Below are 26,157 nucleotides of genomic sequence, written 5' to 3' on the forward strand. Positions count from 1 at the left end.
GGCGTCGTCCGTGGCCGGCAGAACGCGCCCGAAAGGCCGGTCCTCGATCAGATGAGGCTGCGCCCGCGCCGCCTGAGCGTGCGCCGCGAGGCCTCCTTCACCTCGTCGTACACCTGCTCCAGCGCGGGCCGGATGCCCACGCCGATGGGGCAGCGCCGATGGGGCTCGCCCCGGGGCGGCCCGAAGAGCGGTTCGCTCTCCACCGCCCGGTGGATCTCCGCCCAGGGGGATCGAGGCGTCAAGCGGGTGGTTCGTCGCCCGCGCCCGGGACCGCGGTCCTGGGTCAGTCCCGGCAGACCTCGTCCAGTACCGCCGCGATGTGGTCGAGTGCCGGAAGCGGCGGGGTGTAGGGCACGCGCAGGTGGTGGGCGAGCGTCGCGTCGGCCGCGAAGCGTGGGCCGGCGGAGAGATCGATCCGGTGCGCGCGGGCGCGCTCGACGACCGCGTCGGACCGGGTGCCGGTAAGCCGCAGCCACAGGGCCAGTCCACCGGGTGGCACCGTGAAGTGCCAGCGGTCGTCCCCGGCGAGCAACCCGCTCAGATGGTCGCGCTGCCGCCGCAGCTCCGCCTGGCGTCGCCGCAGCACCGTGTCCGGGTCACCGAGCAGTTCGACGGCGATCATCTGCTGCATCGGCGCCGCGGACAGCGGCCCGCACAGCGCGTTGCCGCTCAGTTCACCGATGAGCCCCGCGGGGCCGCGGATCCAGCCGACGCGCAGCCCGCCCCACACCGCCTTGGCGGCCGAGCCGATCAGCACCGCGCGCCGGATCCTCGGCTCGGGACCCACCGCGTCGCGCAGGTCCAGGTCCCTCATGGTCTCGTCCACGACGAGCACGACCCCGTGCCGGGCTGCCAGTTCGGCGACCGCACGGCGGGTCCGCGTGGTCATGAGCGCGCCGGTCGGATTCTGGAAGTCGGGAACCAGATAGGCGAGCCCGCCGCGCGCAGCCCGCAGGGCATCGTCGAGCTGGTCCAGGTCCCAGCCCTCCGTGGTGACCCGGCAGCCGACCAGTCGCGCCCCGGCGCCGCGCAGCACGTGGAGCGCGTCGAAGAACGTGGGGATCTCGACGGCGGCGACCCGCGGGCGCAACTGTGCGCAGAGCAGGGCGAGTGCGGCCCGCGTCCCGGAGGTGACGAGGATCTGCTCGGGCCGGGTGGGCAGCCCCTCGCGGGTGTACCGCTCGGCGACCAGGGCACGCAGTTCGGGCAGGCCCGTCCCCGGCTCCCCGTCCTGCGCCAGCAGCGGGTCCATGCGCACCAAGGCCCGTTCCGTGGCCGCCAGGTAGGCCGACCGGGGTGCGGCCGGGACGGCCCGGCGCAGGTCGAGGGAGGGGCCCTCGCCCGACGCCGAGACGGGAGCGATCCGCTCGGCCGCCCGGGCCGGCAGCCGGACGGTGCTGGCGCTGCCGTGGCGGGTGCGTACCCATCCGCCGTCGCGCAGCCTGGTCAGAGCGGCGGTCACCGTGCCGCGACTGACACCGAGGGCAGCGGCCAGCCGACGCTCGGCGGGCAGCCCGCTGCCGGTCCGCAGCCTGCCGTCGAGCACCGCTTCCCGTACCGCCCCGGCCAGCGCCTCGGCCAGCGCGACGCCGGGCCTGCGCCACTCGCCCACGGCCCGGACCAGCTGATCCTCACTCACTCGCACTGGTCCAGTTTCCCCCAACTGGACCAGGCCGCCCGCGGCCCCCTCGGGCTAGCGTCGCCCCGAACCGAAGAACGGAGCCAGCAGTGCACCCTCGACTCGCGTCGGACCTCGCCCAGCTACCGGAACTCCTGGAGATCACCCGCCGACACGCCACGGCATTCCTCGACGGCCTGGAAGACGCTCCGGTCGTCCCGAGGACCCGGCCCCCGCACGCCGTGCCGCTGGCCGAGCACGGGGTCGGACTGCGGGCCGCATTGGGGGAGTTCACCGAGCGCTGGGAACCGGGACTGTCGGCCGCCGCCGGGCCGCGCTACCTCGGTTTCGTCACCGGCGGCGTGACCCCCGCGGCGCTGGCCGGGGACTGGCTGACGGCGGCCGTCGACCAGAACGCCACATCGTCGCTGGACGCCACGGCGCAACACCTCGAACGCGAGACGATCGGTTGGCTGCGTGACCTCTTCGGCCTGTCCGACCGTCACGAGGGAACGTTCGTCAGCGGTGCCACCATGTCCAACACCGTCGGGCTGGCCATTGCCCGCGAATGGCTCGGCGAGCGGCTCGGCGTCTCGCCCGCCGAGGACGGGGTGGGCGCTCTGGGAGCGGTGCGTGTGCTGTCGGGCAGCCCGCACTCGAGCGTGGCCAAGGGCCTGTCGATGCTCGGCCTGGGACGCGCCGCACTGCAAACGGTGCCGACCCTCCCCGGCCGTGAGGCGATCGACCCGGTGGCCCTGGAGCAGGCGCTGCGGGAGGCGGACGGGCCCCGCATCGTCGTGGCCAACGCGGGCACGGTCAACACCGTCGACTTCGACGACCTGCGAGCCATCGCGGCACTGCGGGAACGCTACGACTTCTGGCTCCACGTGGACGCCGCGTTCGGCGCCTTCGCCGGACTGTCCCCGGACCACGCGCACCTCGTCGACGGCCTGGACCTGGCCGACTCGCTCTGCGTGGACCTGCACAAGTGGCTGAACGTCCCCTACGACAGCGCGGTGCAGTTCACCCGCCGCCGGGACCTGCAGGTCCGCGTCTTCCAGAACGCGGCCGCCTATCTCGGCCCGCTGGGCGACACCCCCGACTTCGTCCATCTCACCCCGGAGAACTCCCGGCGCCTGCGCGCGCTCGCGGCCTGGTTCGCCCTGCGTGCCTACGGGCGCGACGGGCACCGCGAGATCGTGGAGCGCTGCGTGGCGTGCGCGCACACCGTCGGGCGGGCCGTCGAGGCCCTCGACGGGCTACGGCTCCTCGCGCCGGTCCGGCTGAACGTCGTCTGCTTCACCCTGGCGGAGGACCCCTCCGTCGAACGCCTCGCCACGCTCGCCGAGGCGCTGGCCCAAGAGGTCTTCCTGACCCCCACGGTCTACGCCGGACTGCCCGCGCTACGGGCCGCCTTCAGCAACTGGCGCACGACCGACAAGGACGCCCGGCTGATCGTCAAGGCGCTGGAAGAGGCGGTCAGTTCGTTGCGGTAGTGCGCGCGTGCCTGCGTGCCTGGGTGCCTTTGTTGCCTGCCGTCCGCCGGCCCGGGAACTCAGGGCGCGTCGCGGTGGATGGCCACCACCGCGGCGTCGTCGCCCAGATGACCCCGGACATGGGCCATCAGGTCCTCGCGCAACTGCCGCATGAATGCCTCGGGGCTGTCACTGTCCCAGGCCGCCGCCCGTTCGGTGAGCGGGAAGAAGGCACCGTCGGCGTCGCGGGCCTCGATGACCCCGTCGGTGTAGAGCAGCAGCAGATCCCCCGCCTCGAAGCCGAACGTCTCGACTGCGTAGTCGTCCGGTTCGGCGAGCCCGCCCACTGCGCCCAGACCGATGGGCAGATGGCTCACTCCCGGCCGGAGCGTGCTGACCCGGTTCCGGCGGATCAGCAGGGGTGGCGGGTGGCCGCAGGGGATCAGACGGACCACGGGTTCGTCGTCCGGGATGTCCAGCAGGATGGCGGTCGCGAAGGATTCGTCGTCGTCCGGTTCATTCGTGGTGCGCCATTGCGTGGTGTCCCAACGCACCGCGCCGTCCAGATGGACGGCGAGACGGGCCAGCGTCGCCTGCCGGTGGGCGGCGGCGCGGAACGCTCCGAGCAGCAGGGCGGCGTGGCTGATCGCGGCAAGGCCCTTGCCGCGGACGTCACCGATGAGCAGCCGGGTACTGCCGCTCGTCGTGCGCGCCGCCGCGTACAGGTCGCCGCCCATCTCGGCTTCGGCTTCGGCGGGCAGATAGAGGCAGGCAATGCGGAGGGGGCCGCTGCGGCGGGGGAGCGGCTGCAGAAGGACGTGCTGGGCGACCTCGGCCACGGACTTCACCCGGTACAGTTCCCGCTCCCGGCGGTCCCGCACCAGGCAGAAGACGACCAGCAGGGTCGAGACGACTATCAGCGCGGCGACCTGCGCCTGGATATTGGCGGTGTCGATCACGCCTCTCGCCTCGCCGATCACCAGCTGTGCCACGACGGTGAGCGCGCCGACCAATGCCGTCAGACGCGCGCCCGCGAACGCCACCGTGATCGCGGGGGCCGCCACCAGCAGCGGGCCGAGATGGATGTGCCGCGGGGCCAGGACATCGACCGCACAGACCGCGACGATCAGCACGAGCGGGATCACCACCAGCGCGGGCGCGTGGCCTGGCTGCCAGGTGTGGCGAACATGCGTCAACGGCCGAAAGGACACCTTTTCAGTCTGCCACCTGCCTTCGACCCCGCCCGGGTAGGCGCGACGCGGCTCCGGCCGCGGGTGGAACATTGAGGTTCCAGGGGGGAGCCTGGACTCATGCGGTGGCTTTTCCGCTCATCCCCTCGGCCAGGAACGGGTGCCTACAGCCGGGTCCTCTTCACACTCGGCCAGTGCGTACCGTTCGCGATCGCCCTGCTCGTGGTGGCCATCGAGTTCTCGCCCGCACACTTTCTGTACACGGGCCCGCTCCTGACCGCGACGCCGGCGCTGGCCGCGGTGACGATGGGGCCCCGCGGCACCGTCTCGGCGGTGGCTGTCGCGGTGGCCGTCAGTGTGGCCACCGCGACCCACAACGATGCGTGGGGCAGCCAACAGGTTTACACCAATTTTCTGGCCCTCTTCCTGGTGTCCGTCGCCGGTGTCACGACGAGCAGTGCCGTGCGGACGCGCAGGCAGAGCGAGCTCGACCAGGTCCGCCGGATCGCCGCGGCGGCGCAGGAGGTCATCCTGCGGCCGGTACCCGCCCGGCTGGGCCCAGTCCGAGCGGCCAGCATCTACCTCGCGGCCGAGGCGGGGGCGCGGATCGGCGGTGATCTGTACGAGGCCGTGCGGACCCGCTACGGGGTCCGGATGATCGTGGGGGACGTGCGGGGCAAGGGGCTGCCCGCTGTGCGCGCGGCGGCGGCCGTGCTGGGCGCGTTCCGGGAGTCCGTGCACTATGAGGACGACCTGGTGGAGGTGATGAACCACTGCGCGGCCGCACTGCGTCGGGAGTGTGCCGTACCGGGTGCGTTCGATCAGGAAGCCGTGGTGGAGGGCTTCGTCACCGCTGTCGTGGTCCAGGTGCCGGACGGGCCCGTGGTCGAGGTGGTCAACCGTGGTCATCCTCCTCCGCTGATGCTGTGCCGGGGCAAGGTTCAGGCGCTCACGCCCGCCTCCGTTCTGCCGCCTCTGGGCCTGGAGGACTTCATCGTCGGTCTCAACGGCCAGGCGGAGAGCTATCCGTTCCTCCCCGGTGACCGTCTGTTGTTGCACACCGACGGTGTCCTCGAAGCCCGCAATCGCCACAGCGACTTCTTCCCCCTGTCCGAGGCCATGGAAGCGGTGTACGCCCGCACCCCGCAGGAGTTTCTGGAACAGCTGCATCAAGCGTTGATCCGGCACACCGAGGGCGCACTCGCGGACGATGTGGCGATGCTCCTCATTGACCGGGACGAGATCGACCGGGATGAGATCGATCGGGGCCCGGTCGATCTGGGGTGAGGAAGAAGCCGGCGCATAACTCGGGCGCGGCTACCCGGCGCGGCTACTCATTGTGAGTGAGGCGAGAACACGGCGTCATCGTCGGCTTCGGCGGTTCGCGGGGGCCGGGTGGCGCACAGTCGACCGGAATGCCCGAGGTCGGCCGCAATTGCGATCCATAAGCCACCCTTTGGGTCACGGGGGCGGATTCCCCCGGAAGTTGATCAAGGGGTGATAGTGCCACCACGCTGCGCGAGCGCACACAAGTGGACTCATTCCTTCCGTGGTAACGATCTTATTAAGCAACGTCCGCCACGTGAAACGGGATTGGAATAGACCTTTAGTCCCGGGTTGTTCAAGTCACCTTTTTTCATGGGGGACTTGTCTGTTTCCCGGGTGAGGTGTGCGCCCTCTTGGGAATCATGCTCAACATTTCACCCCGTCAAACAATCCTGTCTGTCGGCCTGTTCGTTCTGGCACACTTCCGGCCACCCACAACTCCCCCAAGGAAATGAGGTGTGGCCTTGCCCGGTCGCAGAAGACAGGTGCAGCAACGACGACGAAAACGCGGCATGCTCATTGCCGCGGTCGCCGTCACAGCCGGAGCGCTCGTCGGCACGGCAGCACTCGGTGGCGTCTTCGACAACGAGCCGTCCCGGCCGCAAGCCACCGTCGCCCAGACGGTGGCCGACGGTCCGGCTCCGGCCCCCGCCCACGACACGACACCGGAACCGGTGTCCCGAATACCCGACGACGACCGCACACGCGGCCTGGTCTACAAGGGCTTGCGTCCCGCCTCCAAGGGCGACCGCTGTGTCGGCGTCCTGCGGACCGCCGACGGTCGTTGCACACACGGCCCCGACAAGCCGCCCAAGGGCGTGGACATCACCAAGGACACGCCGCCCGCCGCGAAGACACAGGACGCGGCCGAGACACCCGGCCGCCCCGACACCGGCAAGGCATCACAGGGGCAGCCGTCCGCCGGCACCACCGCCTCCATCGACGCCCGCCAGGCGGGCACCGCCGCCACCAAGTCGCCTCCCGCCGCCCCCACGCGGCCTACGGCGAGCGCGAAGGCGGCACCGGCCGGTCAGTCGGTGCAGTGCGACGGGGACGGCAGCACCGGCAACCGCGTACAGGTCGTGTACGTCCACGGACCCGGCGACGACCGGTACGCCGAGTACCTGGCCTCGTTCCGCAAGTGGGCCGCCGACGCCGACACCATCTACTTCGCCAGCGCGCAGGAGACCGGCGGCGTACGGCACATCCGGTTCGTGACCGGTGCCGACTGCGCCCCCTCCGTACTCAACGTCGAGGTGCCGAGCCCGGCACTGGCCGAGTTCGGCGCGATGAACTCCGCGCTCGCGGCGAAGGGATTCGACCGGCGTGACCGCAAATACATGATCTTCGCGGACGCCAAGGTCTACTGCGGCATCGGCACCTTCAGCGGCGACGAGCGGCCCGGCGCCGCCAACCTCAGCAACTTCGGCCCCTCCTACGGCCGTACGGACACCGGATGCTGGGGCGGTTCGACCGCCGCGCACGAGCTCGGCCACAACCTCGGAGCGGTGAACAACAGCGCCCCGAACACCAGCCGCGCCGCACACTGCACCGACGAGTGGGACGTCATGTGCTACTCGGACGCGCCGTACTACCCCACCATGCGCGACGTCTGCCCCGAGCGGGGCCACGACGAGCGCCTGGACTGCAAGCACGACGACTACTACCACACCAGTCCACAGCCGGGCAGTTACCTGGCAACTCACTGGAATGTCGCGAACAACCAGTTCCTGATGACCGGCGGCGGCACCCGGCCGGACCCCGACCCGAGCCCCACGCCGACACCGAAGCCGACGCCCACCGGCAGCGGCGGACCGTCGACGGGCCCCGTCCCGGTCGTCGGACAGCTGACGTCCGACTCGGCCGTGGTCAGCTGGCCGGCGTCCCCCGCCGCCGCCTGGTACGGGCTGCTGCTGAACGGCAGCCACGCGGGATGGGTACAGACGAACTCGGCGCGCATCCACCACCTGCGGCCCGACACCGACTACACGATCGCCGTCGCGGTCCGCGACCAGGCCGGACGCGACGCCCGGCCCGGCCGTACGGTGTCGTTCCACACCCCGCCCGTCGGCAGCACCACCACCAAGCCCGGCACGCGGTACACGCTGACCAACGGGCACACCGGACTGGCGGCCGAGATCTGGGGCGGCAAGACCGCGGACGGCACCGTCCTGGTCGCATCCCAGGCCAACGGCTTCACACCGCAGCAGTGGTACCTCGACGACGCCGGCGATGGTGTGCGGCTGCGCTCGGTCGCGACCGGCAAGTGCCTGCAGCTCGGCGGAGACGCGAACCCCGGCCAGTGGGTCGCCCAACAACCCTGCTCCGGCAGCGCCGCCCAGCAGTGGCAACTGACCAAGTCGGCTGACGGTCTGCGCCTCACGGCCCGCGGCAGTTCTCTCGTCCTGGGCATCGGCAAACGCCCGTACTACGGGGCCTGGCTGCTCGAACTCCAGAAGCCGGACAGCTCCGGCTACCAGGCATGGACCCTGCGGAAGTCCGCCTGAACCACCCCCGGTGGCAGGGGCTCGTGCGGGCCCCTGCCACCCTCCCCACTCACACCGGAGCCATCCCCTCATGCCCGATCGCCGCTTCACGGCAGCGGCCGCCACTCTCACGGGTCTGTTGGTCCTGGGTCCTGCCGCAACGGCACACGCCCACGGCGACACCATCCATCTGACCGTCACCGGTGTGTCCGCCGGCCACCCCACCACCAAGGCCACCTGGGAGGACGACGGCCACCCCGTGAACGAGAAGGTCGCCGGCACCCTCACCGCGACCTCGGCCGACGGCACCACACTCGGCCCCTGGCGGTTCGTCCCCGTCCCCGGACAGCTCGGAACCTTCACCACCGCCGAGGCCCTGCCCGCCGGGGACTGGACCATCACGGCACAGACGGCCTTCCCGGCGCTCGGCCGCACCGAAACGCGGTCCGAGGTGACCGCGGCATCCCTGGCGGGCCCCACCGGCACACCGGCCGGACCGCCCGCCCCGTCGCGAGCGCCCTCCGCCGCACCCGCGGTCGCCAAGGCGCCCGCAACCGCAACCTCGTCCGACGGCGGACGGCCCGGCGCCGTGGCCTTCGGCGTCACCGCCCTGGCCCTCTCCGCCGTCGGCATACCAGCCGCGTTCTGGCTGCGGCGCCGCCGCTCCCACCACAACGCCTGACCGGCACCGGACCCACACCGGGCCCCGTACCCGACCGACATCTGAACGACAGAGGAACCCCCCATGCTCGGATCCCGTAGGCCTGCCCGTATACCGGGCCGCAGAAAGACCCTTCTCTCCACGATGGCCGCCGTCCTGTCCGGCGGACTCCTGCTGGGCGTCGCCCCCGAGGCCCAGGCAGCGGCCACCGGCACCGTCACCGGTGGGCAGGGCAACTTCCAAACCGTCAACCAGCGCTCCCAGCCGTCCCTGTCCTTCAACGTCACCGGCACCTCACGCGTCGGCGACCGCGTCTCGATGTCCTGCCGCACCACCGGCGACGTCGTCGAGAACAACTCCCGCTGGATCTGGTCCGGCGCCTTCTACATCGCCGACGCCTTCATCCGGGAGGACACCGGCGGGCTGCCGGTCTGCGCCACCAGCCGCCCCGCCGCGCAGAAGCAGCTGAACATCGGCATGCAGAAGCAGGTACGAGACCAGTGGTGCTGGGACGCCTCCGGCCTGACCATCGCCAACTACTGGGGCTACACCAACTACAACCAGTACGACTTCTGCCGCCTGGCAGCCCAGGGCAACAGCGGACTGGACTGCAACAACCAGCCTGCCACCCTGGGCGACATGGCCAACGGCCTGCGCAACATGGGCTTCCGCAACAGCGGCACCGACCTGTACCGCAACGCCTCCTTCGGCGAGACCCAGAGCGAGATCGCAGGCGGGCGCCCGTTCGCCGTCCGCATCGGCTGGACCTCCGGCGGCGGCCACATGAACGTCATCTACGGCTACGACAGCACCAGCAACATGGTCGCGGTCGGCGATCCCTGGCCCAGCACGCAGACGTACACCTGGTGGAACTACTCCTCCTACTCCGGAAACAACTCCTTCCGGTGGACCCACTCGCGCATCGGCATTCACAGCTAATCGGCATCCACGGCCAGAGGAGAAACCCCACCATGCACCGTACGACCGGACGCGCCGCCACCCTGCTCGCGGCCGCCGCCGCTGCCGCCCTCTGCGGAATCGTCCCCGCTCAGGCCGCCGACGGCCCCACCATGGCCGGCCCGCCCGCCGCGACCGACTACGCCGCCGCCCAGAAGGTGCTGGGCTCCGGCAAGGTCCACGACACCGTCTCGCGTTTCCTGACAGCCGCCGAGCAGCGGACCCCGGCCGCCGGCGCGGACGGCGGCACGGCCGGCGCCCCGCGCGGCCTGGCCCCCGCTGCCGCGCCCGGCTTCGACCTCAAGAAGCCGGTACCCCTCTACGAGCTCGCGCCCGAGTTCGTCACCGGCAAGGCCAAGCCCACCAAGGGGTCGGCCCTGCGGCTGTCCTACCTGGCCTCCCGCGTTTCGGCTGCCAACGGCCACCAGGCCGCCGTCCTGCTCGCACCGGGCAAGCCGGGAGACCCGGGGAAGGGCGGCAAGGACTGGCAACTGGCCGGCATCCGTGACGGCGACACGGACATCAGCGCCGCCGAACGCGGCACCGACCAGGCGCGTACCTTCATGGAGCCGCAGATCCACGGCTGGTACCGGCTGACCGGCAGCGGCTCCGTCGAGCCGCTCAACAAGGAGGCCCGCACAGCCCTCCAGGGCAAGCCGCGCGTCACCCTCGCCGCGTACCAGCGACTCGTCGCCAAGCGCTACGGCGACAAACAACCCGGCTCGTCCTACGACCGCAAGGGCCTCGCCGGCGGCTACGCCCTCGCCGGCGACCAGCCCACCACCGAGCCCTCCCGCGCGTCCGCCCCGTGGCTCCCCGCAGCCTCCGGCGCGGCCGTGCTGGCGGCATCGGGCGCGGGGGTCCTCCACCTGCGCCGCCGACGCCGCTCGGCCTGACGCAGTCCCGCCCGGCGGTCCGGTTCCCTCAGCGGGGACCGGACCGCCGGGCGGCGTTGTGGTCGGCGCGACCATGGAGCCACGGCCGCCCGGAGCCGGTCGGCAGGCGGGCGCGACCCGCGCTTCGCGCGCGAATCCTCACCACCGGACTCACCGGCGCGGCAGGGGTGGACGACGCCCGCCATCACCCGAGGCCGCTCGCGCGTGCCCCGGCCCTCGCGGGCCGTCAACGAGTCCCTCGAACCACCGCACGACAGCCTCGGCGGCTTTACTCATGCCGTCCTGGCCGAAACGGCCCGTGAATGCCCGGGCCCTGTCCTCCGTGACGCCGAGTCCGGCGGTCAGTTCCGTCAGACGGCCCGTCAGCCGGGCGCGTAGCTGCCGGTCGCCGGACACCTCACGCACGACGCGGCTGATCGCCTGCGAGACCGCGGGCGTGGGAGCGCGGTAGTCGACAGGCCGGCCGACGTCTGCCCAGTCCAGGCACGCGTCACAGTAGCCGTGCCGACAGAGCAGGCGGATCTGCTCGGGCTGACTGTCGTTGGCGGCCGGTAGCCACACGGTCGGTACGCCGGTCGCCGCGACGTCGTAGATGTTGCCGAGGCCCGAGGTCATGCAGGCGTACGCGGCGGTGCCCATGAGCTCGAGCATCGTGACGTGATCGTAGGTTCCGACATCCGGGTCGTCGAGCGCGGCGGCGACGGTCCGACTCGTCGCCACGATGAGGGGCAGGTCGCCGGGCACGCTCGCGCGGACGGCAGCGAGCATGAGGCGTGCGTAGGCGACGGCGTCGTCCGGCAGCCAGCACGGGTTGTGCAGACCACCCAGATTGACCAGGATGTGCCGGCCGGGTCGCCAGGCGCGTCCGCGGGTGATGACGGGGGGAACGATCACGGCGCGTCCGTGCAGTGCCGGGTCCGCGGCGACGCGCTCCCGTACCCCGAAGAAGTCCTGGACGAGGTACAGCACCGCTTCATGAGCCACGTCCGGGATTGGTGGGCCAGTACCAGGTGAGCGCATCGTAGACGGCCACATCGAGCCCGGCGCGCCGGGCCAGCTCGGCCATCTCGAAATCCATGGCCGTGACGAACAAGTCATACCGCGGCGCCGCATCCCCCAGAAGGGCGAGCAGTTCGTCCGTTGACCGGCCGGTCGTGTCATGGACGGCGTGGTATGGCGGCCTTGTTTGCAGGTCCAGGGTGTGCCCGCTGCCGATGTAGGCCAGCCGTTCGCAGACGGGCGCGAGTTCCGCGGCGAGGATCGACATGGCGGCCGCCGGCCCGAAGCCGAAGGGCTGGGCATTGAAGAGCAACCGTGGTGCTGCGGCGGTGCTGTGACCGCCGTTCGGACGATCGGGCATGGCATCACGCCTCGGAATGTCGTGGAGCATCGTGGTCCTACGATTCTGGCGCGCACCGCTCCGGCTGGCTACGCTGTGGTGGCAAGCCGTGACTCGGTGGCGGCGCGTCGGCTCGACCCTGGAGGGTGATGAGCAGGCCGGAGACGGAAACGCTGGCAGTACCGGGCGCGCGGCTTCACTTCGAAGTACGAGGCGCGGGCCCGCTCCTGTTGCTCATCGCGGGCGGCAATTCCGACGCCGCCGTCTTCGACCCCATGGCCGCCGTGCTCGCCGAGGACCACCGCGTCCTGACCTACGATCCGCGCGGCAACTCGCGCAGTCCGCTCGACGGGCCGCCCGTCGACCAGCGGATCGACGTGCACACCGACGACGCGTATCGCTTGCTCGGCCACGTGGCTGCGGCGGGGGAGTTCGTGCAGGTGTTCGGTAGTTGTTCGGGTGGGCTCGTCGCACTCGAACTCGCCGTGCGGTACCCGGACCTCATCCGGTCGGCGGTCGTGCACGAACCTCCCGCGTTGGCGCTGCTGCCGGACGCCGAGGCCCACTCGGTGTTCATCGACGACGTCCACGAGACCTTCCGTCGTGACGGCGTCGCGCCGGCGATGCGGAAACTCAATGCCCTCTTCGGCGGCCGTCCCGCGCCAGTACTGCCTCGGACACACGACAACACCGCCTTCTTCCTCGCCCACACGATGCGGCCGTTCACACGCTGCGTGCCCGACCTCGCGGCCGTGACGACGGCGGCGCGGCGGATCGTGGTGGCGGCGGGAAGCACGTCGAGCACGCAGATCATCCACCGCCCGGCGGCTGTCCTCGCCGAGCGGATCGGTCAGGAACTGACGGAGTTTCCCGGCGGCCACATCGGCTACGCGAAATGGCCGGTCGAATTCGCCGAGCGGCTCGTCGAGGTGTTCGCGGACAGTCGGCGCCGCCGGGAAGCCCCGGCCGGAAGTACTCATCGTCGGTGAGAGCCTTGAGCCCTTGAGCCAGCCTCGGCGCTGATGTTTCCGGTGGACCTCCCACTGCTCGCGCAGCGTCCGGTTCCCGTCGGGTGCGTCTGCTTCCATGAAGCCACCCTGACACCCCTAGCGGACAGGATCGGTCCGCTGTCTCTGGCGTGGGGCGACATTTACCCGGCAAGCGGTAACGAGCCGAGTGCGAGGGAGTGGGTCTCAACCGGCTCGGGCTGCTGAAGCTGCGCCAGGCGCGACGGGCCCGGGGCCGCCCGGAGGCTGTCGTCACCCGAGTTACATGATTACCTGCCAAATAATCAGTAGGGGTTAATTTCCTGCCTGGCTTCTATATGACTTTGACATGATGCGCTGTCATATCCGTGCCAGAACGCCCCACTCATCTCGTCGCACCCATCAGGGGAAGGCAGGAACATGGGCAGATTCAGGTACGGAACCACGGCGTCGGCCATCGCGCTGGCCGCCTCAGGATTGCTTGTGGCCGCAGGAGGTACGGCTCACGCGGAAGCGGCTCAGGACAGCATCACCATGTACAAGCAGGAGAAGACCCAGTGGTGCTGGGTTGCCTCCGGGCTGACCATCGCCAAGTACCAGGGCTATGGCTCCACGCAGACGGACTTCTGCACCCGGGCCCAGCCTGCCTACGGCTGCAACAACCAGCCCGCCACGCTCGATGACATGGCCAGGGGCTGGGGCAGCCTCGGCATGGCCCACACCGGCTCGGGCCTGAGCAGCGCGGCCACGTTCAACCAGGTGTACACCGACGTCAAGGCGGCCCGGCCGATCGGTGCCCGCATCGGGTGGACGTCCGGCGGCGGCCACATGAACGTGGTCTACGGCTTCGACACGTCGAACAACACCATTGCCGTCGGTGACCCGTGGCCGGACACCGCCACGTACACATGGTGGAACTACAACGACTACGTGAGCAACAGCTCGTCCAAGTGGACCCACTCCCGTATCGGCATCTCCCGCTAAGGCAGGCGACATGCGCGACACCAGCGGCACCAGAACGTCCAACAAGCGGGCGGACTCTCGCTCCTCCCGCCTGGCCATCGTCCTCGCACTGAGCGCATCCGCACTGCTGTCCGCCGTCGGGCCGGCCCACGCGGCCCCGGCCAAGGACCCGCTCCCGGCCGACATCCCCGACTACCAGGCCGCCCTCAACGCGGTGAAGTCCACCGACGTCCGCAACGCGGTCTGCCGCTTCCTGCGCACCCCGGTGCCCACCGGCGGCGGTACGGTGCAGCCGGTCCCCGAAACGGCCGAGCCGTGCCAAGGCCTCCCGGCCTTCACGATCAAGGACCCGTTGGCACTGAACGAGATCACTCCCGGGTTCGTCGCGGGCACCTCCCAGCCACTGCCCACCGAAGCGGTCAAGCTGACGCAGCTGGTCTCCTCGCTGAGCGCCACCGTCAACGGCCGCAACGCCACCGTCATGCTCGCCCCCACCCAGGGCGGCGGCTGGCACCTGGCGGCCGTGCGCGACGGCGACAGCGACGCCACATACGCCGGCAAGGCCACCGTGGGCACGCTGGTCTTCACCGAGCCGCAGATCCGCGGCTGGTACCAGCTCAAGCTCAACACGGTCGAGCCACTCAACGACCAGGCCCGGCAAGGGCTGGGCGGCCAGGCGTCGGTGTCGCTCAGCGACTACCAGAAGCTGGTCAAGGCCCGCTACGCCGACAAGCTGCCCGGCTCGGAGTACGACACCAAGGGCTACTCCAGCGGCTACAGCCCCCAGCGCGAGGCGGACGACTCGTCGCCGTCCACCCTGCTCCTTGCCGGCGGTTCCGGTGCGGCACTCGCCCTCGCGGGCGGGGCCGTCGTGCTCCGTCGGCGCCGGCGCGCGAGCACCGGCTGAGCCCGACCCCGTACACCCCCCGCTCCAGGCCGGCCTGCGGGCCCGCCTGGGGCGGGGGGCGGCAGGAGGGTGCCGGGCCCGACGATCCACTGGCCGCTTTCGGAGAAGCCTAGGCTCTTCGTCATGGACACGATACTTCTCTTCCTCTTCCCCCTCCTGGGACTGTTCGCCTGGAGCATTGAGAGCCGGATGGACCGGGTCGGCCGCAAGGTCTCGCGGCTGGAACACAAGATCGACCTGATCCTCGATGAGTTGGGTATTCGTGAGGACAACCCCGATCTGGCACGGATCGCCGAGCTCGCGCGTGATGGGCAGAAGATCAAGGCGATCAAGGCCTACCGCGAGCTCACCGGGGACGGCCTGAAGGACGCCAAGGACGCGGTCGAGCGGCTGGTTCCGCGAACGTAGCCGGAGCCACCCGGCGAAGTGGTGATTTGCTCTGCATGTCCCTGGATAAGTATCACGACCGCTTCCAGGCCAAGTTCCGCCCTCGTACTACCGAGGCTCCGGGGGCCTGAGTAGCGTCACATCCCGTAGCAGTCGAACCCTCGTCAGGGAAAGGAGATCACATGAGGATCCACTTCCGTATCGCGGCGGTCGGGGCAGCTCTCGCCCTTGCGGGCGGAGGGGTGTTCGGCGTGGCGCCGGCTTCCGCTTCGAGTACGACCGATGATCTCTCCTGCGACGCGTGGCGATACCAGCGAGGCGCCAGTGGACACCATGGCGCGTCGATCACGTGCTACGGCAGTTCGTTCACCGCTTTTGTCGTGTGCCATAAGCCCGACGGTTACACGTACGGAAAGCTCGGAAACCGTGCCCGATCCGGTGGCACGTCGACTGCCTGGTGCGACCTCAACGCCGAGGCCGTCGATGCCGGAGCCTTCCCCAACTGATCACACGTCAGTCCCGTCCTCCGCTGCCAGAGAGTCATCACGACCCTCACGCTCCCGGGGCCCGGATGGCCGTCGGTGACGCTCGGCGCGAATCCCTGAGCGGCCCGTACGGCCCTGGGGCTTGCGCGCCGGGCTCGACGTCCTGCCGGTGTGCCAGACGCGCCCTGCCGATGTGTGCCTTGGCTCGTGACCTCCGAGGCCGAGTGGCGAGTGGTCCTGTGTGCAACACCATGCACGCGATGGGGGACCCGGAAGACGCCCCGGCTCGCGGAGGACCGCGCACCGGCCAGCCGCTTCAGCGCCCAGAGGCGTCCATGTCCTCGGGGTTGACGTCGCGAGCCCGGTCGCCCATCTGGCACCAGAACCGGCGCAGGCCGGCGACCGGTACCTTGCGCTGCCACGGAGCCTGCCGGCGGAACCGCAGGAAGAGCCACGACCGGGGCTGCCACGCTCTCAACAGGTCGTGCTGATGCAGGCAGAAGACCTCGCTGAACTCCACTCGCAGGTTCTCCACCTTGGCCGGGTAGGGGCACATCCTCATCCCGCACTCGTCCGTGCAGTTGCTGCCCGGCTGTGAGGTGCGCTCCACCGCACGCACCGGGTCCAGCCGCGTGCGGTCCCTGCTGAGGCACGAGGGGAGCCTGCAGCTCTCCGGACAGCAGAGCTCAAGGAGACGGAAGAGGTCCCTCGGGCGGTAGCCACGCTCGCCGAGCACGGCCAGCACCAGGACGTCCGCCAGGAGCTGCTGGGCCGCGGGGTCCAGGGTGCTCCACCCGGTGGACGGCGGGATCCAGAGATTGTGGACCCGTTGCTCCCCGGGACTGCTCACCTCGGTGCCTACCTCGGAGGCCACACCGGCCTCGTCGATCCACAGGAACCGCTCGGGGCGACGGGTCTGCAGCGCGCGGACCGCCAACTTGCCGGCCGCCTCGACCAAGGGGTGTTCCCGCTGGCCCTCGGCGAGCGCCAGCCACTCCCGCACCTGCCCCCTGGGGTCGGCTCCGTGCCCGCGGAGCGGCTGGTCCGCGTGCACGTCGTCGGGCAGGCTCCACAGGGTCAGGGCGTGCAGGAGCGTCATCCGGGTGTACCAAAAGGTGCTCCGCCTGAGCATGTCCTGGGCCTGCTTCACGAGGAACTGCCGGGCCTCCTTGTCGGAATGGGGACAGAGCCGCCGATTGGCAGCGAACTTGAAACCCTGCGCGAGCGAGATCCCCAGAGCCAGTCTGTTGCCCTGGCCCATCGTCACGTCCGGCGCGTCCGCCGTGCCGGTCGCCTGGGCTATCCATCTCTCCAGGTCGTCGCGGGGACTGCCGAGGTGACGCGACATCATGGCGCTGTCGACGAGCATGGGGAGCGCCCAGGCGCACATGGTGTTGGCGTACCACTTCTCCCTCTCGACCAGGGCCTCCGCCTCGGCAGTCGTGCGTTCGTACCGTTCCTTCCGTCTTTCCAGCAGCCGCACCACCGCGCGCCGCTCCCGGTCTCCCTGCGTTTCCACCCAGTCGAGGAAGGGCCGCCGGGCGGGTTCCTCGCCGGGTGGCTTCGGGGGGCGGCCGTCGCTGACCACGTGCTGAGGGCGCTCCAGGTGCTCGTACAGAGCGAGCGCCTTGTAGGCCCGCTCGCCACCGCTCCCCGCTTCCTGTGCGATCGCGGCACGTACCCGGTAGTCCGGCTCGCACCTGCCGATCTCGAAGAGAGTCTCGTACGCCCGTGTGTTGCTCCCGGCGACGGCGACGCGCCGGGCCGCCGCCCCGCACTGCCCCACCAGGACGATCTTCGCCTCGCGGAGCGCCACGGGGTCCTGGCCCCATCCGAACTCCGCCCAGTGCTTCCTGACCTCGCCGAAGAGTTCGTTCTGCTGCGGCCTGGCGTCGACGCTGTCGATCTCCACGGCGGATCCGTAGATCCTGAGCGCCCTCAGCCGCGCACTGCCCCGATCGTCGTGACTCCGGCCGCCGAGGCCGGTCGCACGCCCCCGCCGGGAGAGTTTCTCGGCCCGCATCGCCTCGTCCAGCAGGTGACCGGCCTCCTCCCGCAAGAGGTCGCGCATGACGGAGACCGAACAGGGTCCGGCCGGATCCGACGGCCGGTAGCCGCATCTGCACCGGCCGTCGAGCGAACGGGAGTGAAGGGTGAAGGCGATGAGGAGTTCTCGTCCGCCATGCCGCAGCGCCTGGCGGATGTGGTCCTTGGTGAGCTGAGCCAGGCGCGGCACCGAATCCACGCACAGGCCGAAGGCCGGTGACTGTCTCACCGGGCTGCCGAGCTCCCTCGCCAGGAAGCGGGACCCGAGATAGGCCTGCATGACACTGTGCTGGAAACGGGCCTTCCGTCCGTACTCGTGCACCAGCCCCATCCGGGCACCCCAGGTCGCGGCGAGCCGGAGATCGGTCCGGAGACCTTCGAGGCATTGCCTCCCGGCGTCCGCCGAGCCGTCCGGGGAGGACTCCTGGCACGCCGACGCGCCATCGGCCTCCTGGGAACTCCGTGCCCGTCTCAGGCCGTCCAGCTGGTAGTCCAGTTCCTCGGCGATGCGTCTGTTCCATTCGTCGTTACACGGCGCCCACGTGTTTCCGCTGTCGGTCTCCGCGTCGCCGTCCTGGTCTCCGGCGATGCGGGGGTCGAGTTCCCACAGCCCCACTTCCGCGCGGTCCGACGCCAGCCCGATGCAGGCCAGGGCGGAGATATGGGCCACTACCACCGACCTGGTGTCACGGTCTATGGGCAGCTCCGGGTGGACGTCCCCGTCGACGAGCGCGTCCAGCCACGTCTCCATGAGGTCGCCCCGCAGCTCCCAGGTGTCGTGGAGCGTCGGATCCGTCGATCCGCCTTCCGTCCACAGTGGCTCCAGGAGGTCCCTGCGGTGCAGATCCTTGGCGATCTGCAGATAGATGGGCGACTCCGACATCCTCGCGACTTCCACGACCCGGTCGAGGAGGAGGGAGTCTGAGCGCCAGCTGCCGCTGCGGGCGATGTACTGCAACGCCGCCTCCGCGCTCAGCGGCTCCAGTTCCGTCATGGCGGCCTGCATCGCGCGCAGCGGTTCGTGCGGCCGGGAGGCGATGACCAGCGGCAGTCCTTCGTCGCCGGCCTTGCGTATCGCCTTGCGGATCAGGTTGTCGCGCTGACCGCTCGCGTGATTCCGGCTGAGCGTCTCCTCCAGGCCGTCCCCGAGCACCACGATCCGGTCGGCCCGCTGCCGCAGCCACCGCCAGATCCGGTCGACCTCACCGTCCGACCGCACCACCGGCTGCACGATCTCCTGGAAACGCTGACGGGCCAGTTCGCAGAAGTCCAGGGTATCCCCCTGGGCGTCGCGCAGCCGTACCGGAATGGGGACGGCGCCCTTGGCCGCGAGTTTCTCGGCGAGACGCACCAGCAGCGCGGTCTTACCCGCCCCGACATTGCCGACGACGATATGCGGGCGGCGGGCCTTCCGGTCCCGAAGGTTATTCATGATCGCATTGCAGAGCTGGTCTCGCCCGACCACCTCGTCCATGAGGCTGCCCGCCGTCTGTACGAAGCTGCCGGCTTCTGTCCTCGCCTTACGTGTGCAGAACCTGCGGACCCGCCCGAGCCGCCAGGCCAGGAACAGCAGAGTCGAAATGGCCAGCAAGAGCACCGGCATCACCACTCCGTTGGCCGCTCCGCAGGAGGTCCCGATCTTTGAACAGGCCTTGTCCGGGTTGAACGCTCCCCACCACCATCCGTTGTCCTTCTCTCCGGTGTCGTTGAAGAAGATCGCGACCACCAGGCCCCGGAGGGCCCAGATGACGAACACCGCGGCGAGGACACCGAAGAGGAGGATCAACACAGTCGTCACGAACGGATTCCGCCACCGTCTCGCGTGGGTGATGCCCCGATGCAGCAACCACCATCTCCGCAGCACCCTGACGGTGGCGTCGAAAGGCCGCCGCAGGTGCGCGATCGTCTCCCGGAAGAACCCACCCTCCGGTGGGCCGGTGACGATCCTTACCTTGGGCCGGTGGAATGCGTTCGCCATGGACACCAGCTCCGTACGCTGCGGTGATCGCTGCGGTGAGGAGCGGGCGCGCGCGGGACGGGCCGAGGACCCACCGGTATTCCCCCTTGCGTGCCCTTGCCCGGCCGTGCACCGACGCTCCGATGCGGGATGTCGAGGAATCCGCCCTCCTTCCACAGCTACCACCCCTTGACCGGCCTCGCCACCGGGCCAGGGGCGGGGGCCGCCACGCCGTACCGGGCCCAGACCCGTCCTGGCCGTACGCACCCCGGCCGGCTCCGGGGCCCTACCAGCCGTCTTCCCACTCTCGCGCAAGCCGCTGCCGCGGCGGCGGGCACGGACACCTCAGGGCCCGTCGGCCGAGGACAGCGTCCGGTACGCACCGTGAGCCCGTGACCGTGGGGGATACGGCCAGTGCTGTGACCTCATAGGTTCGCCGGGTTGGTGGTCGTGGCGGTTGAATCCTGGATCGCTTCCCGGACCGCGCATGCGCGGTCGACGAGTTCGGCCCGCTGAGCATCCGGCCGACCGGCGGGTCCTGCCGAGCCGACCAGGGCGGGCCCGGCCGGGTACCGGCGACCTACCACCGCACCCACGGCGCTACTTACTTCCACGGCTGCTACCCCATCGGCAACGACATCCTGTGGGGCAGCAACCGCCGTCGCAGCCTGACAACAACCCGGTGAGCCTCTTTGGCCTCAGGTCACTGGCGGCGTCCGCTCACAGAAGCGCGCACATGGGGCCGCGCTGCCAACGCGATCCCCACCAACACGGTAGTGCAGGCCGCCGATGCCGCTGCCGTCACCCGAACCCCCTGCGGCACGTCGTCCACTGCTTCACGCTCTCCGTCTTCCATGACGCACACGGTGCGCAGGGTGAGAAACCGGACGTCATACCCCACCGCCCCCTTCAACTGCGCCCGGCACGGATGGCTGTAGGGGAACGGAGCCGAGTCCGCCCCGCCGTCCTGCGCCACAGCCACGGTCGACATCAGATTGATGGCCCCCAACGAGTAGGAGGCAGTAGTCGTGGCTGCGCAGGCAAAGGCTACGGCAACGACCACACGGCGCCATCCGGCCCAGTGCCTGTTCCCCGGCAAGGCAACCCCGGCCTGACTCTTCGTGTGCTTGGGCAGGAAGAACATCAGGGCCCACATCACGCCGACCCACCAGAGCACGCCGGTGAACGCCTCGCGGTTGATTGCGCCTACCGACCAGCACGACCGGGACGGTCATCGCGAGGAGGGTCAGGTCGGCCTGTCGGCTGCCGGCCTGGAGTCCATAGGCCGCCATGACCGGACTCATTCCCAGGCCACGCTGGAGGTACAGCGTCCAGGTCATGAAGAACAGGCCGCACAGCAGGCCGAGCATCAGCTGTGCGGACAGGCCGCCGGAGAACTGCTTGCCCCGGAAGAGGGACAGTGCCACGAGCGGGTGCGGCGCCGGTCGTCTCCTGGATGGCGGGCAGGGCGGTAAGGACGACCGACTGGTCGAGGATGTCCATGTCATCCTGGATGCGGTGCCGGATGCCGCGTGAGCCGGGGGCTCGGCCGGGTGCTTCGGCTCGTTGTCGAGCGCGGAGGAAACCACGGAGGGACTCTTGATTCAAGGAATCGGGGAGCTCGCCGTCAGCCGCACCGGGGCCGGAGAACACGAAACCCGGGGCAGACGGCAGAGCTGCACCCGGGTAAAGACAGGACACTACGGGGGAGGGTGGGTGACGCAACTCAGGCCAGTGCGACGTCCGCCCCCGGGCACGTTCGAAGACTCAGAACGTGGGGGAACGCGGACGGCTACAGGGCGGGGGATCGGGCGGTTCGGGAGCCGGAGGTGGTCTGCCGACCGCCCGGACCGCCCGGCCGGTCAGTCCCTGTCCTCGTAATGGGCCAGGGCGAGCCCCAGCGCGAAGAAGGTCGGGGCCCACTCTCCGACAAAGATGCCCCACCGGTCGGCCCGAGCCATACCTGCCGGTTCGGTCTTCAACGAGCCTGCCCACGCCACGACCGTCAAGCCGATGGAAGCGAAGGCGGCACAGTAGGCGTGTTCGCTCTTGACTCCTGCCTCGTGAAGCTTCTGGACGATCACGAGAACTCACCCTTTCGCGCAGAGAACGCTTCCAGTGGTCGTCGTTCCAGCGTGCCGGGCCCGGACGTCCTACGCATCTTGGGCGCCTTCTCCGGCTCTAGGCATCGTTCAGCTGCTGGGGTGAGCCCGTCGTCGTTGGCGGGTGGTGCGGCTTTCGGCCCGCGCCGGGGTGTGCGTGCCTTGGCGCGGCCGGGACGGTGTGCTGCGGGAGTCTCCTACGGCGGAGCGACTTGCGCGTTCCGCGCGGGTAGGGAGCAGCGGAGTGCGATCGTCGGCGCGACCGTGGCTGTGCGGAGGGGTGGGAAATGTTCGGTGTACGTGGTGCCGTGGTGGCTGTGTGTTCCCTGGTGCTGGCGGGAGCGTCCGCGGCGTCGGCTCCGGCCTCGGAACCCGGCATGGTGATCGTCTGCGAGGGGGCGGAGAACACCACGTACAGCCCGGGGCTGACCCTTCTGCCGAAGCGGGCGTCCCTCGAGGCCGTCAGCGACTACAGCTGCCGTGGGCTCGGGCCGACGCCGGTCCCGGCGGCTGGGCACAGCGTGGGAGAGTCGCCCGCCGCTTCGTGCGTGACGGTGAACTCGCCCCGCGTGCGAGAGCGGCTGCGCTTCGCCGACGGCCGGAAGTCGGTGATCGTCTATGGGGAGTCGACCGCCGTCCGGGTCGCGGGCGTCATGGTCGTGACGCTCACGGGCCGGGTGACGGAGGGTCTCGGCGCGGGCGGCACGGCCCACCGCACGGTCCGAATGCTGCCCGCGGAGTCCCCGACGGCGTGTCTGACGCCGTCGGGGCTGGGAGGCGTCACCGGGGTGGGCTCGCTGAGGATCCTGACCGGGAATTCAAGTGCGGCTGAGAGGAAATCTGCACTGGGTTGGCGGGTTTTGCCCGGCTGGAGTGACCGTGGCTCCCGGGCGTCGTCGCATGGCTCGTGACTTTTCGACGGCCGTATCGCAGTGACATGTCTGGTGCCCGGTGAGTTTGGTCGAGACGGTCTTCATCCAGTGGCGGGTGAAGCGAACCGGCCCCGGCGCAGCAGCGCGTGTGCACGACGTGCGGGGGATTGTGAACACGATCTGCCACGCGAACCGCACCGGCATTCCGTGGGAGTACCTGCCGCACGACTTCCAGTCCTGCAAGCCGGTCTACGACTACTACGCGAAGTGGGAAGATGTTCTGGAAAGCCCTCGCCGCCGACCAGGAACTGGCGGAAGCGTTCGAACGCGCCATGTCCGTCCACGTCTCCGACATCGGTCCGTGGCTCGCCTCCAACCGGGACTGGGCGACCGTCCGGCACGTGGTCGACGTGGGCGGCGGGACTGGAAAGCTACTGGCCACCCTGCTGCACGGACACGCGCATCTGCGTGGCGCCGTCATCGAACCGGCGGCGACGGCGGCACGCGCTTCCGCGCTGTTCGCCGAGGAAGGGCGTCACACTCCTCTGTGTCCCCGGGCCGTCCCGGCCCCACGGCTGATGCGCATCGCGCACCTGCCGGCGGTGAGCCCCGCTGACCGGATTCTCCTGCAACGCTCCGGCTCCCGGCCCGGGTTCGGCTGGCAGACGCCGCACTACGGCCCAATGTGTGGTGGGGCGGCACGGCGGTAGGGCGCGCGCCCGGTGCCGCCGTGGTCGCCGAAGCTGATCACTTCACGGACAAGGCACCCGGCCGAGGCGCCCGATGCCTCAGCTGGCGGCAGCCGCCAGGCGTCGCATGGTCGTCATGAGTTCGTTGGGCGGGGAGATGCTCATCGTCCGGCTCTCGTGGTCGAAGACCGTGATCGAGGTCAACGTGCCGGAGCGCCACCAGAACACCCGCGGGGAGATAGGGCCGGGGCCGTCCTCGTAGGCACCCTGCCCGAACTGCGCCAGGGCGTTGACGGCCTCGCCCACGTGGCTGTCGGCAAGCGGGTAGAAAACGAGGTTGTGCCGGTTCGGGGCGGTGAGCAGCACCCCCTCGCCAGGGAGTTCGGGGCCTCCGGCGGCTCGCACCGCCTCGTCGAAGAGCAGCACCTTGCTGGCCGCGAGCATTGACTCCGGGTGGCCGAGGAGGTGCAGGACCGCGCCACCGGGGAGGTCGATGGTGTCGTAGTCGACCGGCTCGGCGAGCAGGGTTGGCTCGCGCAGCGGAGAGCAGGGTGTCCCGGTCGACCATTGCGACATCGTGGTCGGTGAGGAGGCGGAGGTGGTCCGGGGTGTCGAGGGCGATGCCCTCCAGCAGGTCCGTGGCTACCGGGCGCAGGTAGGTGTAGTGCTCTCGGGCCTCGTCGGGTATCGATTCGGTGGATACCAGCCGCAGGTACACGCTGCGCAGGGGATCCGGGGCGGTGCTGGGGCTGGAGCTGGGTGGCAGGTCAGTCATGCGTGCTTCCTTCGGGTGTGCGGCCAACCTCAGCGGAGTGCTGGGCTCGTGTGGCGCTGGGTATCGATGAGTTCCTCGCCGAGTGTTGAGGTAGTCCGTCCACATTTCGACCACCTTGCCCGGCAGGGCGGTTACAACGCCGGCTACGTCGCCCAGCGCTTCGACAATATCGTTGCCGCCACGTTGCGAGCCAAGGCCGAGAGGGGCGGGATCGTTGTCTGGTGACTATGAGCAATCTTCAATGGCACGCCGTCAAGGAACGCTGTCACGGGCCAGCGGCCGGGTGTCGCAGTGTTCGATTAGAGTTCAACCCCCATCACTACGCACATGACTTCGGGGATTCTCTTGACCACGCTGCCGCCCCTGGGCGACTCTCTCCAGCCCGACCGCAGTCTCCGCCGAATCTGGATGTTCGTAGGGGTGCTGGTCGTGGTCTGCGTTGCCGCGTTCCTCATCAATCGCCAGTTCATGACGGAAGATGACCACACCGACGTGGCAGCGGGTGACTGCTTCGAGAACACTGGGACTGCTGAGAAACCGCAGATCAAGAAGCGGGATTGCGGTGACCCGAAGGCCGAGTACAAGGCCCTGAAGAAGATCGACGGCGCCGTCACGGGCCTGGCGTGTTCGGATGTCGAGGGCACCACAGGAGCGCTCACGCAGATCAGTTGGGGCAAGGCGTCCGAGTCCTTCGCCGTCTGCTACAAATCCAACCGCCGCTGACCGAAACGGCCACCCGGCCGAGAGCCTTCCCCTGGCCTGTGCCAGCGGTGGCCACCGCGGCCGTCGCCATCCCAGTACAGGCGCCCCGTCCGTGGCCTCACGCCGACCATCTGCAGGCAGCCCCTATTGGTCAGTCGCCTGGGGTCTCCGGCGCCGCCGACCGGACCCCCGGGCCCGCAGGGATGACGATTGGCGGCTGCTGGCTCGATCTCGCGGGCGGACAGACCGTTGAAGTTGATGCCGCGCGGCCCGAGCACCTCGCCCTGCAGACGGCCGACCTGTTCCAGCAGGCTGCCCAGCAGATCGGCCGGCACATACCCCTCGCCCCGCGCCACGGCCCCTATCACCTGGACCAGCCGTTCCGGGGTGGCTTTTGCGCGCCGGACGACTCCGATGAAGCCGCACTCCGCCGCGCTCACCAGTTGCTGCTCGTCGATCTGTGTGGTGACCAGCACCCCCCGCGCGGTGCTGGTCCGCTGGATCTGGCGCAGTACGCGCAGTGCGACCTCGTCGACGATGTCCACGACCATGACCGCCACCTGGGCGTCCTCGCTGCCGCCCCGGTCGACGAGCCGTACTTCGGGGCGGGTGCGCAGCTGGCTCGCCACTCCGGCCTGCGAGATGGGGTCCTGTGCTCTCACCGCCACGATGATGCGGTCCGCAGGCACCCCGTTCACCGTGCTCCTGTCAGGCGCTGGCCGACTAATGTCGGGAACTCGGCATGCCACTGGGCCAGTGGCAGTTGGCCACGGCCCGAACCGCGTCCTGCCGTCGCGGTGACGTCAGAAGCCGTCCGCTTACCGATCAGGGAGGTTGGGGAGTAGCGGCTGGTCACCAGCCCGCTGTGGGGCTGTGGGGGCTGCGGAGCGCGGCGTACTGAACTGAGGAGCCCTCCGCCCTTCGTTCGACGTCCATCAGCCGCCGTTGCTCTACTCGGTCGGTTCCCCGAGTGGCGGAAGGACACCGAGCTGTTGCAGGAAACCGAGTGTGTCCTTGTCGGACCACTTTTCCGCCAGCTTGCCGTTCTCGATGCGGTGGACGACCGTCGCCGTGATTTCCAATTGGTTGCCCGTGGCGGGAATGCCCGGCAGATCGCGCTCGTGCACACCCCGGCACAGCAGCCGCGTGGCGACCTTGTCGCCCTCCGCCACCTGGTCCTGGATCTCGTGCGTGCCCGGCGTCGCCTCCCAGAAGACGCGGAAGATCTGCTTCAGCCCCTCAACTTGTCATTTATGGTCCGGCGTCGAACACGGCTCGAACTTGGTCGGCGTTTTCGCAGTTCAGCGGACGAGAAGGCGGCCCCCGTCTGATCCTGTG

General features: G+C 69.9%; 25 protein-coding genes and 2 pseudogenes. 16 read left to right on the forward strand and 11 right to left on the reverse strand.

What is annotated here, in order from left to right:
- Positions 1 to 47: 47 nt before the first annotated feature.
- A complete protein-coding gene (locus tag ACZ53N_RS08405; protein ID WP_469140150.1) occupies positions 48 to 242 on the reverse strand; it encodes a hypothetical protein in 195 nt (64 codons plus the stop codon).
- Between the two features lie 41 nt (positions 243 to 283).
- Complete coding sequence (locus ACZ53N_RS08410; protein ID WP_469140151.1) at positions 284 to 1,639, reverse strand: aminotransferase-like domain-containing protein; 1,356 nt, start codon at positions 1,637 to 1,639, stop codon at positions 284 to 286.
- Positions 1,640 to 1,728: 89 nt separating this feature from the next.
- On the opposite strand from ACZ53N_RS08410, the gene ACZ53N_RS08415 reads away from it, so the two are divergent.
- Positions 1,729 to 3,114 carry a pyridoxal phosphate-dependent decarboxylase family protein gene (locus ACZ53N_RS08415; protein ID WP_469140152.1) on the forward strand — a complete coding sequence of 462 codons (1,386 nt, stop codon included), beginning with the start codon at positions 1,729 to 1,731 and terminating at the stop codon, positions 3,112 to 3,114.
- Between the two features lie 59 nt (positions 3,115 to 3,173).
- On the opposite strand, the gene ACZ53N_RS08420 is transcribed toward ACZ53N_RS08415, so the two are convergent.
- The gene (locus ACZ53N_RS08420; RefSeq protein WP_469140153.1) at positions 3,174 to 4,289 is read right to left on the reverse strand and encodes a PP2C family protein-serine/threonine phosphatase; all 1,116 of its coding nucleotides are present in this window, start codon (positions 4,287 to 4,289) and stop codon (positions 3,174 to 3,176) included.
- Positions 4,290 to 4,403: 114 nt separating this feature from the next.
- Between ACZ53N_RS08420 and ACZ53N_RS08425 the strand changes: the two genes are divergently transcribed.
- The 5 genes from ACZ53N_RS08425 to ACZ53N_RS08445 all read left to right on the forward strand — a co-directional run bounded on the left by ACZ53N_RS08425 (position 4,404) and on the right by ACZ53N_RS08445 (position 10,609).
- Positions 4,404 to 5,570 carry a PP2C family protein-serine/threonine phosphatase gene (locus ACZ53N_RS08425; protein ID WP_469140154.1) on the forward strand — a complete coding sequence of 389 codons (1,167 nt, stop codon included), beginning with the start codon at positions 4,404 to 4,406 and terminating at the stop codon, positions 5,568 to 5,570.
- 551 nt (positions 5,571 to 6,121) lie between these two features.
- The gene (locus ACZ53N_RS08430; RefSeq protein WP_469140155.1) at positions 6,122 to 8,116 is read left to right on the forward strand and encodes an RICIN domain-containing protein; all 1,995 of its coding nucleotides are present in this window, start codon (positions 6,122 to 6,124) and stop codon (positions 8,114 to 8,116) included.
- 70 nt (positions 8,117 to 8,186) lie between these two features.
- Positions 8,187 to 8,777, forward strand: a complete 591-nt coding sequence (locus ACZ53N_RS08435) for a hypothetical protein (protein ID WP_469140156.1) — start codon at positions 8,187 to 8,189, stop codon at positions 8,775 to 8,777.
- A 63-nt stretch (positions 8,778 to 8,840) separates the two neighbouring features.
- Positions 8,841 to 9,695 (forward strand): papain-like cysteine protease family protein, encoded by an 855-nt coding sequence (locus ACZ53N_RS08440; protein WP_469140157.1) that lies wholly within the window; start codon positions 8,841 to 8,843, stop codon positions 9,693 to 9,695.
- 32 nt (positions 9,696 to 9,727) lie between these two features.
- Entirely contained in the window at positions 9,728 to 10,609 is an 882-nt protein-coding gene (locus ACZ53N_RS08445) for a hypothetical protein (RefSeq protein ID WP_469140158.1), read from the forward strand.
- A gap of 150 nt (positions 10,610 to 10,759) precedes the next feature.
- On the opposite strand, the gene ACZ53N_RS08450 is transcribed toward ACZ53N_RS08445, so the two are convergent.
- A complete protein-coding gene (locus tag ACZ53N_RS08450; protein WP_469140159.1) occupies positions 10,760 to 11,593 on the reverse strand; it encodes a hypothetical protein in 834 nt (277 codons plus the stop codon).
- Complete coding sequence (locus ACZ53N_RS08455; protein ID WP_469140160.1) at positions 11,583 to 11,999, reverse strand: hypothetical protein; 417 nt, start codon at positions 11,997 to 11,999, stop codon at positions 11,583 to 11,585. The genes ACZ53N_RS08450 and ACZ53N_RS08455 overlap by 11 nt, the downstream gene beginning before the upstream one ends.
- A 98-nt stretch (positions 12,000 to 12,097) precedes the next feature.
- On the opposite strand from ACZ53N_RS08455, the gene ACZ53N_RS08460 reads away from it, so the two are divergent.
- From ACZ53N_RS08460 to ACZ53N_RS08480, 5 genes are all read left to right on the forward strand, one after another.
- A complete protein-coding gene (locus ACZ53N_RS08460; protein ID WP_469140161.1) occupies positions 12,098 to 12,937 on the forward strand; it encodes an alpha/beta fold hydrolase in 840 nt (279 codons plus the stop codon).
- A gap of 531 nt (positions 12,938 to 13,468) precedes the next feature.
- On the forward strand, positions 13,469 to 13,918 hold the full coding sequence (locus tag ACZ53N_RS08465) for a papain-like cysteine protease family protein (protein WP_469140162.1): 450 nt from the start codon (positions 13,469 to 13,471) through the stop codon (positions 13,916 to 13,918).
- A gap of 10 nt (positions 13,919 to 13,928) precedes the next feature.
- Positions 13,929 to 14,804, forward strand: coding sequence for a hypothetical protein (locus ACZ53N_RS08470; RefSeq protein ID WP_469140163.1), 876 nt, complete (start codon positions 13,929 to 13,931; stop codon positions 14,802 to 14,804).
- A 123-nt stretch (positions 14,805 to 14,927) separates the two neighbouring features.
- A complete protein-coding gene (locus ACZ53N_RS08475; RefSeq protein WP_469140164.1) occupies positions 14,928 to 15,212 on the forward strand; it encodes a ribosomal protein L7/L12 in 285 nt (94 codons plus the stop codon).
- Positions 15,213 to 15,373: 161 nt separating this feature from the next.
- Positions 15,374 to 15,697 carry a hypothetical protein gene (locus ACZ53N_RS08480; RefSeq protein WP_469140165.1) on the forward strand — a complete coding sequence of 108 codons (324 nt, stop codon included), beginning with the start codon at positions 15,374 to 15,376 and terminating at the stop codon, positions 15,695 to 15,697.
- Positions 15,698 to 15,992: 295 nt separating this feature from the next.
- Here ACZ53N_RS08480 and ACZ53N_RS08485 read toward each other — a convergent pair whose 3' ends face one another.
- Positions 15,993 to 19,700 carry an NACHT domain-containing protein gene (locus tag ACZ53N_RS08485; protein ID WP_469140166.1) on the reverse strand — a complete coding sequence of 1,236 codons (3,708 nt, stop codon included), beginning with the start codon at positions 19,698 to 19,700 and terminating at the stop codon, positions 15,993 to 15,995.
- 440 nt (positions 19,701 to 20,140) lie between these two features.
- On the opposite strand from ACZ53N_RS08485, the pseudogene ACZ53N_RS08490 reads away from it, so the two are divergent.
- Positions 20,141 to 20,344, forward strand: a pseudogene (locus ACZ53N_RS08490) (IS630 family transposase); the annotation flags it as partial.
- A gap of 38 nt (positions 20,345 to 20,382) precedes the next feature.
- Here the strand turns inward: ACZ53N_RS08490 and ACZ53N_RS08495 are convergent.
- A complete protein-coding gene (locus ACZ53N_RS08495; protein ID WP_469140167.1) occupies positions 20,383 to 20,856 on the reverse strand; it encodes a hypothetical protein in 474 nt (157 codons plus the stop codon).
- A 685-nt stretch (positions 20,857 to 21,541) separates the two neighbouring features.
- Entirely contained in the window at positions 21,542 to 21,763 is a 222-nt protein-coding gene (locus tag ACZ53N_RS08500; RefSeq protein ID WP_469140168.1) for a hypothetical protein, read from the reverse strand.
- 305 nt (positions 21,764 to 22,068) lie between these two features.
- On the opposite strand from ACZ53N_RS08500, the gene ACZ53N_RS08505 reads away from it, so the two are divergent.
- The 3 genes and pseudogenes from ACZ53N_RS08505 to ACZ53N_RS08515 all read left to right on the forward strand — a co-directional run bounded on the left by ACZ53N_RS08505 (position 22,069) and on the right by ACZ53N_RS08515 (position 23,363).
- A complete protein-coding gene (locus ACZ53N_RS08505) occupies positions 22,069 to 22,692 on the forward strand; it encodes a hypothetical protein (RefSeq protein ID WP_469140169.1) in 624 nt (207 codons plus the stop codon).
- A 109-nt stretch (positions 22,693 to 22,801) separates the two neighbouring features.
- Positions 22,802 to 22,870, forward strand: a pseudogene (locus tag ACZ53N_RS08510) (hypothetical protein); the annotation flags it as partial.
- 58 nt (positions 22,871 to 22,928) lie between these two features.
- Positions 22,929 to 23,363, forward strand: a complete 435-nt coding sequence (locus ACZ53N_RS08515; protein ID WP_469140170.1) for a hypothetical protein — start codon at positions 22,929 to 22,931, stop codon at positions 23,361 to 23,363.
- 78 nt (positions 23,364 to 23,441) lie between these two features.
- Here ACZ53N_RS08515 and ACZ53N_RS08520 read toward each other — a convergent pair whose 3' ends face one another.
- Entirely contained in the window at positions 23,442 to 23,918 is a 477-nt protein-coding gene (locus ACZ53N_RS08520; RefSeq protein ID WP_469140171.1) for a hypothetical protein, read from the reverse strand.
- A 526-nt stretch (positions 23,919 to 24,444) separates the two neighbouring features.
- On the opposite strand from ACZ53N_RS08520, the gene ACZ53N_RS08525 reads away from it, so the two are divergent.
- On the forward strand, positions 24,445 to 24,840 hold the full coding sequence (locus ACZ53N_RS08525; RefSeq protein WP_469140172.1) for an LppU/SCO3897 family protein: 396 nt from the start codon (positions 24,445 to 24,447) through the stop codon (positions 24,838 to 24,840).
- On the opposite strand, the gene ACZ53N_RS08530 is transcribed toward ACZ53N_RS08525, so the two are convergent.
- Complete coding sequence (locus tag ACZ53N_RS08530) at positions 24,819 to 25,487, reverse strand: hypothetical protein (RefSeq protein ID WP_469140181.1); 669 nt, start codon at positions 25,485 to 25,487, stop codon at positions 24,819 to 24,821. The two genes, ACZ53N_RS08525 and ACZ53N_RS08530, sit on opposite strands and share 22 nt — an antisense overlap.
- Positions 25,488 to 25,769: 282 nt before the next feature.
- On the reverse strand, positions 25,770 to 26,054 hold the full coding sequence (locus ACZ53N_RS08535; protein ID WP_469140182.1) for an ester cyclase: 285 nt from the start codon (positions 26,052 to 26,054) through the stop codon (positions 25,770 to 25,772).
- Positions 26,055 to 26,157: the final 103 nt, after the last annotated feature.

It is taken from the genome of Streptomyces sp. NPDC033229, from assembly GCF_055576875.1.

Bases quoted from the DNA above. Each gene is read 5' to 3' on its own strand.
- ACZ53N_RS08425 (WP_469140154.1), top strand. From the start codon at position 4,404: ATGCGGTGGCTTTTCCGCTCATCCCCTCGGCCAGGAACGGGTGCCTAC.
- ACZ53N_RS08430 (WP_469140155.1), top strand. From the start codon at position 6,122: ATGCTCATTGCCGCGGTCGCCGTCACAGCCGGAGCGCTCGTCGGCACG.
- ACZ53N_RS08435 (WP_469140156.1), top strand. From the start codon at position 8,187: ATGCCCGATCGCCGCTTCACGGCAGCGGCCGCCACTCTCACGGGTCTG.
- ACZ53N_RS08440 (WP_469140157.1), top strand. From the start codon at position 8,841: ATGCTCGGATCCCGTAGGCCTGCCCGTATACCGGGCCGCAGAAAGACC.
- ACZ53N_RS08445 (WP_469140158.1), top strand. From the start codon at position 9,728: ATGCACCGTACGACCGGACGCGCCGCCACCCTGCTCGCGGCCGCCGCC.
- ACZ53N_RS08455 (WP_469140160.1), bottom strand. From the start codon at position 11,999: ATGCTCCACGACATTCCGAGGCGTGATGCCATGCCCGATCGTCCGAAC.
- ACZ53N_RS08460 (WP_469140161.1), top strand. From the start codon at position 12,098: ATGAGCAGGCCGGAGACGGAAACGCTGGCAGTACCGGGCGCGCGGCTT.
- ACZ53N_RS08465 (WP_469140162.1), top strand. From the start codon at position 13,469: ATGTACAAGCAGGAGAAGACCCAGTGGTGCTGGGTTGCCTCCGGGCTG.
- ACZ53N_RS08470 (WP_469140163.1), top strand. From the start codon at position 13,929: ATGCGCGACACCAGCGGCACCAGAACGTCCAACAAGCGGGCGGACTCT.
- ACZ53N_RS08475 (WP_469140164.1), top strand. From the start codon at position 14,928: ATGGACACGATACTTCTCTTCCTCTTCCCCCTCCTGGGACTGTTCGCC.
- ACZ53N_RS08480 (WP_469140165.1), top strand. From the start codon at position 15,374: ATGAGGATCCACTTCCGTATCGCGGCGGTCGGGGCAGCTCTCGCCCTT.
- ACZ53N_RS08485 (WP_469140166.1), bottom strand. From the start codon at position 19,700: ATGGCGAACGCATTCCACCGGCCCAAGGTAAGGATCGTCACCGGCCCA.
- ACZ53N_RS08505 (WP_469140169.1), top strand. From the start codon at position 22,069: ATGTTCGGTGTACGTGGTGCCGTGGTGGCTGTGTGTTCCCTGGTGCTG.
- ACZ53N_RS08515 (WP_469140170.1), top strand. From the start codon at position 22,929: ATGTTCTGGAAAGCCCTCGCCGCCGACCAGGAACTGGCGGAAGCGTTC.
- ACZ53N_RS08520 (WP_469140171.1), bottom strand. From the start codon at position 23,918: ATGTCGCAATGGTCGACCGGGACACCCTGCTCTCCGCTGCGCGAGCCA.
- ACZ53N_RS08525 (WP_469140172.1), top strand. From the start codon at position 24,445: ATGACTTCGGGGATTCTCTTGACCACGCTGCCGCCCCTGGGCGACTCT.